This is a genomic window from Robiginitalea marina (assembly GCF_024006985.1).
Lineage (GTDB): Bacteria > Bacteroidota > Bacteroidia > Flavobacteriales > Flavobacteriaceae > Robiginitalea > Robiginitalea marina.
This window is the reverse complement of record NZ_JAMXIB010000006.1, coordinates 154,781-167,893: the sequence shown is the minus strand read 5'-3', so window position 1 is coordinate 167,893 and position 13,113 is coordinate 154,781. Positions and strand designations below refer to the sequence as shown.

12 protein-coding genes are annotated in these 13,113 nt (G+C 58.1%); 8 read left to right on the top strand and 4 right to left on the bottom strand.

What is annotated here, in order from left to right; genetic code table 11:
* Entirely contained in the window at positions 1-1,797 is a 1,797-nt protein-coding gene (locus NG653_RS09410; RefSeq protein ID WP_252741443.1) for a ribonucleoside-diphosphate reductase subunit alpha, read from the top strand.
* A gap of 124 nt (positions 1,798-1,921) precedes the next feature.
* Here the strand turns inward: NG653_RS09410 and NG653_RS09405 are convergent, their stop codons facing one another.
* The 3 genes from NG653_RS09405 to NG653_RS09395 are packed head-to-tail and all read right to left on the bottom strand — an operon-like array spanning position 1,922 to position 3,821.
* On the bottom strand, positions 1,922-2,749 hold the full coding sequence (locus NG653_RS09405; RefSeq protein WP_252741442.1) for a copper resistance protein NlpE N-terminal domain-containing protein: 828 nt from the start codon (positions 2,747-2,749) through the stop codon (positions 1,922-1,924).
* 23 nt (positions 2,750-2,772) lie between these two features.
* The gene (locus NG653_RS09400; RefSeq protein WP_252741441.1) at positions 2,773-3,210 is read right to left on the bottom strand and encodes a hypothetical protein; all 438 of its coding nucleotides are present in this window, start codon (positions 3,208-3,210) and stop codon (positions 2,773-2,775) included.
* Positions 3,210-3,821, bottom strand: a complete 612-nt coding sequence (locus NG653_RS09395; RefSeq protein WP_252741440.1) for a DUF4377 domain-containing protein — start codon at positions 3,819-3,821, stop codon at positions 3,210-3,212. Before NG653_RS09395 ends, NG653_RS09400 begins: the two co-directional genes overlap by 1 nt.
* A 366-nt stretch (positions 3,822-4,187) precedes the next feature.
* Between NG653_RS09395 and NG653_RS09390 the strand changes: the two genes are divergently transcribed.
* From NG653_RS09390 to NG653_RS09365, 7 genes are all read left to right on the top strand, one after another.
* Positions 4,188-4,358, top strand: a complete 171-nt coding sequence (locus tag NG653_RS09390) for a DUF6747 family protein (RefSeq protein WP_252741439.1) — start codon at positions 4,188-4,190, stop codon at positions 4,356-4,358.
* Between the two features lie 30 nt (positions 4,359-4,388).
* On the top strand, positions 4,389-4,511 hold the full coding sequence (locus NG653_RS14760) for a hypothetical protein (RefSeq protein WP_256470454.1): 123 nt from the start codon (positions 4,389-4,391) through the stop codon (positions 4,509-4,511).
* A gap of 184 nt (positions 4,512-4,695) precedes the next feature.
* Positions 4,696-5,223 carry a YybH family protein gene (locus NG653_RS09385; RefSeq protein ID WP_252741438.1) on the top strand — a complete coding sequence of 176 codons (528 nt, stop codon included), beginning with the start codon at positions 4,696-4,698 and terminating at the stop codon, positions 5,221-5,223.
* On the top strand, positions 5,223-5,855 hold the full coding sequence (locus NG653_RS09380) for a class I SAM-dependent methyltransferase (RefSeq protein WP_252741506.1): 633 nt from the start codon (positions 5,223-5,225) through the stop codon (positions 5,853-5,855). Before NG653_RS09385 ends, NG653_RS09380 begins: the two co-directional genes overlap by 1 nt.
* A 34-nt stretch (positions 5,856-5,889) precedes the next feature.
* A complete protein-coding gene (locus tag NG653_RS09375; RefSeq protein ID WP_252741437.1) occupies positions 5,890-7,464 on the top strand; it encodes a hypothetical protein in 1,575 nt (524 codons plus the stop codon).
* 249 nt (positions 7,465-7,713) lie between these two features.
* Positions 7,714-8,928: a DNA polymerase IV gene (gene dinB, locus NG653_RS09370; protein WP_252741505.1), complete on the top strand. Its 1,215-nt coding sequence runs from the start codon at positions 7,714-7,716 to the stop codon at positions 8,926-8,928.
* Between the two features lie 14 nt (positions 8,929-8,942).
* Positions 8,943-12,008, top strand: coding sequence for a DNA polymerase III subunit alpha (locus NG653_RS09365; protein ID WP_252741436.1), 3,066 nt, complete (start codon positions 8,943-8,945; stop codon positions 12,006-12,008).
* On the opposite strand, the gene galK is transcribed toward NG653_RS09365, so the two are convergent.
* Entirely contained in the window at positions 11,933-13,057 is a 1,125-nt protein-coding gene (gene galK / locus NG653_RS09360) for a galactokinase (protein WP_252741435.1), read from the bottom strand. The two genes, NG653_RS09365 and galK, sit on opposite strands and share 76 nt — an antisense overlap.
* Positions 13,058-13,113: the final 56 nt, after the last annotated feature.

Below are 13,113 nucleotides of genomic sequence, written 5' to 3'. Positions count from 1 at the left end.
ATGCACGAGAACACGAAAACCAGCAGCGAAGCCGTAAAGGAAACCCAATCCCCCGAAGTGGAGCACCTCATTAACGCCCGCAAGGGCACCTTACAGGGGGCCCGGGCCGGGGAACCGGAACCGGCCTTCCACTGGCTGACCGACCACAGCCGCAAATTCCTCGCCTCGGGGTATTTGCCCGAAGGTGCAAGCGCCGAGCAACGGATCCGGGAAATTGCCGAAAGGGCAGAGGAAATCCTCCAGATCCCGGGGTATGCAGATAAATTTTACAAGTACATGGGAGCGGGGTACTTTTCCCTGGCCTCCCCGGTGTGGTCCAATTTTGGCAGGCGCAGGGGCCTGCCCATCAGCTGTTTTGGCTCGCATATCGACGACGATATGGGCAACATCCTGTTTACCCAGTCTGAAGTGGGAATGATGTCGAAACTGGGCGGGGGAACCTCCGGCTATTTCGGGAAGATCCGCCACCGGGGCGCCCCGGTTAAGAATAATGGATATGCTTCAGGGGCGGTGCATATCATGCAGCTTTTTGACAAAATGGTCGACGTGGTGAGCCAGGGGTCGGTCCGCAGGGGCCGTTTTTCGCCTTACCTCCCCGTGGAACACCCCGACATCCATGAATTCCTGGAAATCGGCACGGAGGGCAACAGCATCCAGCAGCTCACCCACGGGGTAACGGTCACCGACCAGTGGATGCAGGAGATGATTGACGGCGACCAGGACAAACGGGCGATCTGGGCCAAGGTGCTCCAGCGCCGCGGCGAGATGGGTTACCCCTACATTTTCTTCAGGGACCACGCGAACAACGGGGCCCCGGAGGTGTACCGGGAAAAAGGCCTGCAGATCCATGCCAGCAACCTCTGTACGGAAATCATGCTCCCCTCAAGCGACCAGTGGTCTTTCGTTTGCGTGCTCTCCTCCATAAACCTGTTGTATTACGAGCAATGGAAGGATACGGATGCCGTGGAAACCATGGTCTATTTCCTGGATGCCGTACTGAGCGAATTCATCGAAAAGCTGGAAGGCTTCAGGGATTCAGACAACCGCGAAGACCGGCAGACCTTCCTGTTCATGGAGCGGGCCTATAACTTCGCCCGGGAGAACCGGGCCCTGGGCCTCGGGGTCCTGGGGTGGCATTCCCTCCTGCAATCGCGGATGCTCCCCTTCGACAGCCAGGAGGCATACGATCTGAACAGCGAAATCTTCAGGGCCATCAAGGAGCGGTCCTACAAAGCTTCCGGCGAGTTGGCCGAACGCTTCGGGGAGCCTGCGGTGCTCAAAGGCTACGGCCGGCGCAACGCCACCCTGAACGCCATTGCCCCCACGACTTCATCCGCCTTCATCCTGGGCCAGGTCTCCCAGGGTATAGAGCCGATCTGGTCCAATGTGTATGTAAAAGACATCGCCAAGATCAAGACCACCATCAAGAACCCCTTCCTGGAGCTCCTGTTGGAGGAGAAAGGGCAAAACACCCCGGAGGTCTGGAGGAGCATCCGCGACCAGGACGGGTCGGTACAGCACCTCGAGTTCCTGTCGGACCATGAAAGGGAAGTCTTCCGGACCTATTCGGAAATCGACCAGCTGGCAATCATCTACCAGGCGGCCAACCGGCAGAACCATGTGGACCAGGGCCAGTCGGTCAACATCCTGGTGCACCCGGAAATGCCTGTAAAGGAAATCAACAAGATCCATGTGACGGCCTGGAAACTGGGGCTGAAATCGCTGTACTATCAGCATAGCATGAATGCCGCCCAGAAATTCCGGCAAAAGAAGGATTGCGTCAGCTGCGAAGCCTAGGAAAGGAAGCCGGGCGGTAAAAAATGAACCGGGCCTGAAAGGGCCCGGTTTTTTGTTGCCTTTGGATTTTCCGTACGGGGGGCCATGCGCTACCCCTTGAAGCGACCGGGGTGGCCTGAAAGGGTCATTCTTCCAGGCGGAACCGCGCCAGGGGCGCCATCCGGGCCTTGTTCAGGCTTAACACCCCATCTGCAATGGTGTAATTGTCGACAGTTTCCAGGACTTCATTGAACCGGTCTGCCGTTTCCATATCGGGACAGGCCATGAGGGTGGAGGCCATTTTCCCAAAAGTAATGCGCAGGCCCTCCCTGAGCTCATACCCGCCGTTGATTACATTGCAGCTATTGTTGCCCGAAAACCTGCCGGTTTCGCTGTCAAAAATCAGGGAGGCCGTGCGCCTTCCCTCCCCGGCGGTGATTTCCTGTCCCATCAGTTCCACCAGGATCCATTTTTTGTTTTCCAACCCCGGGTCGGCCCGGTTTTTAACAAGGATATACTGATCGGCCAGGTCCCCGGTAATCCGGTTGCCGTCCCGGTCTAGGTGGAACAGGACGTTTTCCCCCACCTGGTAGCTTTGGGGTTCCCCTGCTTCCGGGGTCAGGGTGACCTTTGAGCCGGTTTCATCCCAGGTAAAGGTGCCGGCATCGGTCCGCCCGGTTTCCTCCCTGCCCAGGTAGGTCATCCTGCGCTGGAATTCCCCGTCCCTGGTGAGGGTAATGACGGTCTCAATCCCTTCGCAATCGGCACAGGGCACCACCCCTTTATAGGTGCCGTTCCAGTCGAGGGAATTCTGGCTGTTGTGGGCATCGGGGGCGGGGGCAGCCGACATGGCCGGTTCCCCGACACTTTCCGTTGCCTGATTTTCTGCATCCCCGCCTTTGGGCTTACAGCCAAGGGCTGCAACCAGTATTGCTGCTGCTGTGGCTTTCAGAGTACTCTTAAATGGTTTCATGGAAAAATGGATTTGATTTATGCTTAACATCCACAGACCCCGTAAACCGGGGTGGAGGCCTCCTGCCCATCGCTGAAACGAATGACCAGCCGGCCCTCGATTTCACGCACTTCCAGGTCGGTTTGTTTTTCGGAATCCTGAAGCACCTCCACGGTGAACCCTTCGGGGGTTTCTCCCGAATACCAGCGGATCGGCGTGCCATCGAGGGAAATCATTTTGAAATTTTTGGCGCTGTCCACCATACCGAACGTTTCCAGGCAAACAAAACGCTGCTGCCGGTATTCCTCCCGGTTCCTGGAATAGGTACAGGAACAGCCGGCAAACCCTTCCGGGTATCCCTCCATTACAGTAAGTTCGCGCAGTTTCGGGGACTCTGCGGCCGGCATTTCCCCGGTTTTTTGGGCGTCTTTACACCCGCCAAGCAGCAGGATGCCAAACCCCAGGGCAAATAAAACTTTCATCAATCGGTTTTTTTGAACGTTAATAAAGCGGTGTCCCCTTGGAGCAGGGTGAGGATTCCCGAATCAACCCGATAGGCATCGACCCGGGAAAGCAAGCCCAGAAACGTGTTGGGAAGGGTCATGTCGCCACAACTCATTTTCGTGCCCATGGCCGGGCCCAGTTTAAGTTCCCTTTCGCCAACGGATATAAGGGAACCCCGAAAGGTATTGCATCCGTCATTCCCCATGAAGCGGTTTTCCCGGAGATGGAATTCAATGTACGGCCGTTGCCGTGATGCGGTCAGGTCAGCTTCAAGCACTTCGCGGCCCTCTGTGGCGTGAAGCATCCAGAGATCATTCAGCCGGAGCCGTTGATCCACGGTTTTTTCAAGTACTGAAACCAGGGTATATCTGATCGAGCTGGCATCTGCGGGTACTGTTTCCGGGTCCAGGGGTTCTTCCTTCACGCGGATCCGGTACCGGTATCCGGGCTGGTAGTCGAACCCCTCGATTTCCGAATAGAAGAATTCCCAGCGGTCAGAACCCTCTTTGCGCACCTGCAGGCACTCCATAGGCCCCACCCCGGTACAGGGGACCCTGAAGCTGTTGACCTCATAGGTTTTCGAATCCATAGGCTGTTGCCGTGTTGCGTTGCAGGAAGCCAGTAGGAGAAGTGCCGTAGGCAGCCAGTACGCCGCGGTTCTTTGAAGGATTCCTTTCATGGAAGAAAAATACAAAATTCCAAAAGTCGGGCGTGCACGAACGGAGTGAAAAGCGCCTTCCCATCAAACGGAATTCAGGGGCCTGTGCCGTTCGTCGATAGGAAAAACCACCTTATCCGGGGAATGATGAAATAGCAGGTTCCTTGAAATATAGGCCCTTATCGATGAAATGCACCTTCCGCGCCATTCGCCTGCCCAGGCGGGTTGTTAGTCGATTTCCCCGGCGCCATTCCAGGTGCCCCCTTACTTTTGGACCATAACCAAATCGCAAGTACTATGAATACACTTTTACTCATTAAAGAAATCTACTACAATGGCTTCCGCAACCTCGGCCACTTCCTGGTAAAGCGGTATTTCAAGATTTTCAGCTGGTTCAGTTTTGCCATGTTTATGGTAGTACTGTACGCTTTCGTCTACCGGGTGGCCACCGGGTTTCCTTTTGATTAAACGGAAACGGAAGCCAAAGCCCATGGCCGGATGTTTGACAGACTCGGACGCTTTATGGTAAAGTACCTCGACCGCATTGAAGTAGTGGTCCTGCTGGCTATGCTGTGTTACCTGGTTGGGGTGGGGCTGATGCTGTACTATGGGCTCCGGTAGGGGGTAAGGGGTCCCTCCCTTACAGGCTGCCGCGAGGGCACTGCGCGAATTCCCGGGGGTTTGGCAGGCCTCCGCAATCCTGAAAATCCTTCTCTGATTTATCAGGTTTCATCCTAAATCCTTATCTTCATGGGTGATACCCAAAAAGGGAGTTGCATAGAAATCAACCCATTACGCAAGAACCATGAAAAAAAGGATACACCTGGTCCTCTGGGCCCTGGCATTGGTTATGGCCGGAGCTTGCGGGGATGGCAAAATGTCTGAAGAAGAAATGGCCGTGCGCGCCGAAAGGGAATATAAAGATGCCCTGGCGGCCATAGAAGAGGCCAATAAACTGATCAACATCCTGGTACGGGAGGGGAAATATGAGGAAGCCGGGGCCTACTTTGCCCCGGATGTGGTACAGATGATTTCCGGGCAACCCCCGATCAAAGGGAGGGAAGCATGGGTGCAGGCACAGAAGGATGCCGCGGCACTTGGCGATTGGAACCTGGAACTGGAAGTGCTCGATTTCCAGTATTTAGGCGATTTTGCGGTGGAGCGGGGTCGCGGGGTCCAGACCTTCACCGCCAAGGCAGAAAGCCCCATCCCTTCCATGCAACTGGTGGGCGATTACCTGGTGTTCTGGAAAAAATTCCCGGAAGGCTGGCAGATCCAGTACGATTATGTGGTAGTGGCCCCACAGGAGCCTCCTGTAGCGCCGCAAGAGTGATGGTGCCGGCAGGGGAAACCTCCCGAAAGCAGCATTGGGATGGGGTTTATCGCGAAAAACCCCTGGAAACTGTGGGCTGGTACCAGCCGGTTCCTGCTATTTCCCTCGAATTGATTTCCCAATTGGGACTTTCACAAAGCGCCCCCCTGATCGATGTCGGGGGAGGCGACAGCTACCTTGCGGACCACTTGCTCAGGAAGGGGTTCACCGATATTACGGTGCTCGATATTTCAGGGACCTCCCTGAAACGGGCGCAGGCGCGCCTGGGAAGCCAGGCGGAAAGGATCCACTGGGTGGCCTCCGACATCCTCGACTTTGAACCCCAACGCCCCTATGCCCTCTGGCACGACCGTGCCGCCTTCCATTTTTTGACCGATCCGGCCCAGGCCAGGGCATACCTCGACCGGGCCCGCAGGGGTATCCGCCCGGGGGGCTATTTCATCGTAGGGACCTTTTCGGAGAACGGCCCTTCCACCTGCAGCGGCCTGCCTGTACAACGGTATTCCATCTCAGCCCTCCAGGATACGGCAAGCCCCGGTTTTGAATTGCTTCGGGGCTTTAACACGGTACATAAAACGCCATCGGGCGGGGTACAGGAGTATACCTTCGGGGTCTTTGTCCATCGCGGCTGAATTCGTATTGTTGCATAAACCTGACAGACGCTTCGTGTTGAAACCCCTGGTGAACATCCGGTTTTCCCTTCCGGCCCTGTGCCTTCTGGGCCTCTTTGCCACCTCCTGCGCCACCCGTACGGTCCACCCCGGGTTTGAATCGAACGAATATATACGGGGTTTCCGGAAGCACTTTGTGAACCGGGAGGTAAAGGTGTATCACACCACCCTTGCGGATGTCAACTACACCACCCGCCGCGACACCCTGGAAGCGCTGCTTTCCGGCCAGGGGCTCAACGGTGTGCTGGCCTACGGAAAAACCGATGTGCCGCCCATCTATGAGTACTACCTGCTGGTGAACCCGAAAAGGCGAAAACTCGACCTTTCCGGCTATCCGCGGGTTTGGGATACGGTTTTGAGGGGCAGGCGGGTTATGTTTGCAGGCAGGGGACTGGGTGCGGATCCCTTTCCGGAGAGTGATTTCCGGCAGATAACGCGGAGCCTCCAGGTGGGGAAAGGGTACCCGGAGGAACTAAACCCCATTGCCGACCTGGTCTTGCGGTATTCGGAATCTGCCAAATTCCTGCAGGCGTATACCGAAATCGCAGCCTACCCTGTCAAAGATGACCTGGAAAAGGATTTCCGGCAACAGATGGAACTGACTTATCTGTGCATGCTGGGCGAGAACGCCTTGCACCGAAAAGTGCTGGGGGAGCGGGAAGCCCGGTATCCCCGGCGCCCGGAAGAAACCCGGGCCCTCCATGAGCGGGGGCTGGCCGGCAGGGAAGAAGTGATCGGGGCGTTGTTGTCGCGCACAGGAGGCCAACAGGTGGTCATGTTCAACGAAAATCACTTCATGCCGTGGCACCGGATCCTGGTCACGGAACTGTTGCCGGGCCTTAAAAAGCAGGGATTTCAATACCTGGCCCTGGAAGCCCTGTTGGGGGATTCACTCCTGAATGCCGGGGCCGTCCCGGACCTGAGGAGCGGGTTTTATACCCGGGAACAGCATTTTTACCGGCTGCTCCGCACCGCGCAGGCCCTGGGTTTTGAATTTGTCTCCTATGATGCCTGGGAAGGGGACCGTGAACTGCTGCAGGCCCGGAACCTCTACCGGAAGACCCTTGGAAAGGACCCGGATGCCCGGGTAGTGGTCCTGGCCGGCCTGGAACATATTTATGAGCGGGCAGGCGATTCGCAATCCCGGATGGCCCAACATTTTGCAACCCTGTATGGGATCGACCCGCTCACCATATCCCAGACCGACCTGGCGCATTACCGCCATGAAATGGGATCCGAACTCGTGCTGGTCCCCTCCGATTCCCTTGAGCGCAGCCGGTGGCAGCGGGTGGACCTGCACGTGGTGAACAACCTCGGATGGGGGTATCCCCCGGGCGATTTCAGGTATTCCAATACAAGCGGGCAACCCCTTCAACTGGCCCTGTACAATACCGATGGCTGGCTGTCCGATTACGGTTACCTGGGGGATATCCCGGAGTTTTCTGCCCTCCTCCTGCCCGGGGAAGCGTTTTCCGTTGCGCTTCCGGAAGGGGAGTACCGGTTCCTGCTTTTTGATGGCAGGGGGGAGGTCGTCCGCAATGTGCCTGCGTTGGAGCAGGTGCGGCGGTAAGCCACGAGGGACGCTTCTTTTCCGGAAAGATGGAAAAGCCCCCTTCCACCCACCCACAAAATTAACCCCCCGCCCGGCAACCTCCCTGCAGCATACCCGATTCCCGCTCCCCCTGCCAAACATCCATTCCCCCGCCCGTTCCTTTAGCTGCGGCCCACCGCAAAATTTAACACAGCTAAAAATGGAAATAATCCAAAAAAAAGGAAATAATCCATAAATTAGCTTCCCTCCTTTTTTATGGAACGCGAGATGCAAAAGACGATTCTCCATCTGGACCTGGATACTTTTTTCGTTTCGGTGGAACGAAAGCTCGACAGCCGGTTGCTCAACAAGCCCATCCTGGTGGGGGGGCTCAGCGACCGGGGGGTAGTGGCCGCCTGCAGCTACGAGACCCGTGGCTATGGGATCCATTCGGGCATGCCCATGCGCATGGCCAGGGAACTCTGTCCGCAGGCCGTGGTGATCCGCGGCAATGCCGGTACCTACAGCCGGCACTCCGATGAGGTGACGGAGATCATCAGGGAAGGGGTCCCCCTTTTTGAGAAGGCCAGTATCGATGAATTTTATGCCGACCTCTCCGGCATGGACCGTTTTTTTGGCTGTTACCGCTACGCCACGGAGCTACGCCAACGGATCATCAGGGAGACTGGGTTGCCCATTTCTTTCGGCCTTTCGGTGAACAAGGTGGTTTCCAAGGTCGCCACGGGGGAAGCCAAACCGAATAACCAGCTCCGGGTAGATTCCGGATACGAAAAACCGTTCCTGGCGCCCCTTTCCATCAGGAAGATCCCCATGGTGGGCGACAGCACCTACCAGGTGTTGCGGAACCTGGGCCTGAAGCAGATCAGGACATTGCAGGAGATGCCCCTGGAGGTGGTGCAACGGGTACTCGGGGCCAACGGCACCACGATCTGGAAGCGCGCCAACGGCATCGACAACCGGCCGGTGGTCCCGTTTTGCGAACGCAAATCGATTTCCACCGAACGCACGTTCGATCGCGACACCATTGATGTGCGCCGGCTGCGCGGGATTTTGGTCGCCATGACGGAAAACCTGGCCTTCCAGCTGAGGCGGGGGGGAAAGCTTACGGCCTGTGTTTCGGTGAAGCTCCGGTATTCCGACTTCAACACCTGTTCGAAACAGGCGCGCATCCCCTACACGAGTGCAGACCATAAACTGATCCCGCAGGTGCTGGGCCTCTTCGAGAGGCTATACGACAGGCGGCTCCTGGTGCGCCTCATAGGGGTGCAATTCAGCCACCTGGTCCCCGGCAGTTACCAGATCGACCTTTTTGAAGACCGGGAGGAGATCCTGAGCCTGTATGCGGCCATGGACCGTATGCGGGAGCGGTATGGCGACAAGAGCGTGATCCGGGCTGCCGGCATGGGGGCCCGGACCATCGGCCGGATGCACAACCCTTTTGACGGGCGGCCCCCTGTGGTGCTTGCGCACCGGAAACAATAAGAAATTCCAAATCTGTGTATTTGAACTGCCACACCTACTACAGCCTCCGCTACGGGACGTTTTCCGAGGTGGAATTGCTCGAGCTCGCCCGGGAAAACGGGGTGACCCGCCTGGCGCTGACCGACATCAACACCACGTCTGCCGGGCTGAATTTTGTGCGCAGGGCCCGGGAATTTGATATCCGCCCCCTGTTGGGCATCGACTTCCGGAACGGGATAGACCCCTGTTTTGTGGGGATTGCCCGCAACAACGAGGGGTATTTTGAGCTGAACCATTTCCTTTCCCACCATTTGCACGGGAAATTGCCCCTGCCCGTGCGGGCCCCGGCGTTTTCCCATGCCTATGTCATCTATCCCTTTGAAAAGGTATTGCTGGAAGAAATGGCGCAGTTTGCCCCCCACGAATTTATCGGGGTTTCCGTGCGCGATTTGCGCCGGCTCCCCTTCAGCCGCCTGGTTGAACTGCGCGACCGGCTGGTGGTGCTACAACCGGTAACCTTTCGCAACAAGAGGGATTTCAATGCGCACCGCCTGCTGAGGGCCATAGACAACAACACCCTGTTGAGCAAGCTCCCGCAGTCGGAGCAGGCCAGTCCGGAAGACCAGATGTACCCCCTTGAAAACCTGGCAGCCGCCTTTTCCGAATTTTCCTTTATCCTCGAAAACACGGAGCGGCTCATGCACGACTGCCAAATCCATTTCGATTTTTCCGAAGACCGCCGCCCCCAGAACCTGCAGACCTATACCGGGAGCCGGGAAGCGGATGAGCGGTTGCTCGACCGCCTCTGCCGCGAGGGCATGCCGTACCGGTACGGGGAGCCCGGGCCCCGGGTGTACGACCGCCTCGCGAAGGAATTGGACCTGATCAAACAAAAGGGGTTTGTCTCGTATTTCCTGATCAACTGGGATATTGTAAGCGAGGCCCGGCGAAGGGGGTTTTTCTACGTGGGAAGGGGTAGCGGGGCAAACAGCCTTGTGGCTTACCTGCTGCGCATCACCGATGTGGACCCGATAGAGCTGGACCTGTACTTTGAGCGGTTCATCAACCTGTACCGGGCCAACCCCCCCGATTTCGACATCGATTTTTCCTGGAAGGACCGGGAAGCCATTACCCGGTATATCTTCGAACGCTTTGAGCACGTGGCCCTGCTGGGCACATATGTTACCTTCAAACAGCGGGGCATCATCCGGGAACTGGGAAAGGTTTTCGGCCTGCCCGGGGAGGAGATCGACCAGTTGTGCGAGGGGAGGTACCCCGCTTCCCGCCTCGACGACGTGGCCCGCCTGGTGGTGCGTTACGGGGAACTGATCAGGGACATGCCCAATTACCTGAGCGTGCACGCCGGGGGCATTTTGATCAGCGAGAAGCCCATCCATTATTTTTCGGCTACCCACCTGCCCCCCAAGGGGTTTCCCACCACCCAGTTCGACATGGTGATCGCCGAGGACGTGGGGCTGTATAAATTCGACATCCTGGGCCAGCGGGGCCTGGCCAAGATCGAGGAGGCCCTGGAAATCATCCGCGAAAACCAGCCCGTGGCTTTTGGCCGGCTCGACATCCACGATATCCCCCGCATCAAGGCAGACCCCGGGGTGAACGCCCTGGTCCGGTCGGCCCAGTGCATGGGTTGTTTTTATGTGGAATCCCCCGCCATGCGGATGCTGCTGTGCAAACTGGAAGTGGATAATTACCTGGGGCTGGTGGCGGCCAGTTCCATCATCCGGCCCGGGGTGGCCAAAAGCGGGATGATGCGCGAGTACATCCTGCGCCACCGCGACCCTGAGCGGGCCAAACAGGCCCACCCGGTTTTGCGCGAGATTATGCCCGACACGTATGGGGTGATGGTCTACCAGGAAGACGTGATCAAGGTCGCCCACTATTTTGCAGGCCTGACCCTGGGGGAAGCCGATGTCCTCAGGCGGGGGATGAGCGGAAAATTCCGCTCCAGGGATGAATTCGAGCGGGTCAGGGCCGCCTTTATGGCCAACTGCAGCAAGAAGGGGTATCCCGATTCCCTGGTCCGCGAGATCTGGGACCAGGTGGCCAGCTTTGCGGGGTATGCTTTTGCCAAGGGGCACTCTGCCTCCTATGCCGTGGAGAGCTACCAGAGCCTGTTTTTGAAGGCGTACCACCCCCTGGAGTACATGGTGGCGGTGCTGAACAACGGGGGCGGGTTTTACCGCCCCGAACATTACCTCCACGAGGCGCGGATGCTGGGGGCGACCATCCATGCGCCCTGTATCAACCATTCCCGGGCCGGGAACCATATCGAAGGGAAGGAAATCTACCTCGGGCTGATGTACCTGAAAGACCTGGAAGCGCGGGTGGTGCAGCGCATTGTGCGGCAACGCGAAGCCGGGGGCCCCTTTGCCAGCCTGGAGGATTTCCTCGACCGGGTGCCCATTGCCCTGGAGCAACTCAGCATCCTGGTCCGGATCGATGCTTTCCGCAGCACGGGGGGCGAAAAGCACCAGTTGCTCTGGCAGGCCCACCTGCTGCTGTCGGGGGGAAAAGTAACCGAACACCCCCGGCTCTTTCCCCCCCAGCACACCCGGTACGCCATCCCCCATTTGCAGGGAACCCGCCTGGAGGAGGCCTTTACCCAACTGGAACTGCTCGGGTTCTGCCTTTACAGCCCTTTTGAGCTTTTGGCCCGGGCCCCTGCCAACCGCCATGGCAGCAGCGACCTTCCTGCTTTCCTGGGAAGGCATATAGACCTGTACGGCTATCTGGTAACGGCCAAGAATACCAGGACCCATAAGGGGCAGCGCATGCATTTTGCGACTTTTACCGACCAGGACGGGAAGGTTTTTGACACGGTCCATTTCCCCCCGGTGGCGGCCCGGTATCCTTTCAGGGGCAGGGGCATCTACCGCATGTATGGAAAGGTGGTGAGTGAGTTCGGGTTTTTGAGCCTTGAGGTGGTGAAGATGGAAAAACAGGACTATGTGCCCGACCCTCGTTATGCGGAGGTGAAAACGGGTACCCGGCTTTTGCAGGCGGGTCAGGGGAGCAGCCGTACCCCGTCGCCGGGGGTGACCTCAAAAGGGTCTGCATCCCTGCCAAAGCCCTTTTTGTAAGCCTTTTTCAACTCTTCCCCTACCGCTTCCAGGGCGTCTTCATGCACCAGGTTCAGGGTGCAGCCCCCAAAACCACCCCCCATCATCCGGGCCCCCAGCACCCCCGGGAGCGAAAGGGCGGTATCGGCCAGGAAATCCAATTCCGGGCAGCTCACCTCGTACAGGTGCCGCAATCCTTCGTGGGAGGCCGAGAGGAGCCCCCCCAGTTTTTCCGGGTCTGACGCCAAAAGGGCGTCTGCAGCCTCCAGTACCCGGAGGTTTTCTTCGACCACATACCGGCACCGGTTCCACAGGCGCTCTGGCATTTCCCCCTTAAAGCTTTCCACCTGCTCCATGCCGGCATCCCTCAGGGAGCGGATCCCCGAAAAACGACCCTGCAGCCACCTTACCCCTTCTTCGCATTCCCTGCGTCGCTGGTTGTACGCGCTGCCGGCCAGGGAATGGGTGACCCGGCTGTTGACCAGCAAAAGCCGGTAAGCCCCCAGCCGGGAAGGGATGTAGCGGTGTTCCAGGGAACGGCAGTCGAGCAGGATGAAATGGTTCTTTTTACCCATGGTGGCCGCGAACTGGTCCATGATCCCGCAGCGGGTACCGGCAAACTCGTGTTCGGCCTCCTGGCAGAGCGCAATGAGTTCGGCGGGTTCCAGCCCCAACCCAAAAAGGGCGTTCAGGCCAAAGGCCAGGCCGCACTCCAGCGCTGCGGAGGAACTCAAGCCCGCCCCGGCGGGCAGGGTGGACGAAAACCGGGCATCAAAGCCTTTTAGCCCCCCGGTGCGTCCAGACAGGCCATGGAGTACCCCGATCGCATAATTGGCCCAGCTTCCCTTTCGGGCCTGCAGGTCCCCAAGGTCCACCGAAACCCCTTCCTGAAGGGTTTCGCTGAAGCACCGGCACTGCCCAGGGGAACCGTTTGCCTGAAGGCGGAACTGCATGTGCAACCCGGTGGCCGCCGGGAGCACGAACCCGTCGTTATAGTCGGTGTGTTCCCCGATCAGGTTAATCCGGCCCGGCGCGGCTACATGCACGGCGGCTGCATTATCGGTTTCCATGGCAAATACGTTCCGGGGACAAGGTACAAAAACCGGGCTGGCACCGCGCAGGCGTC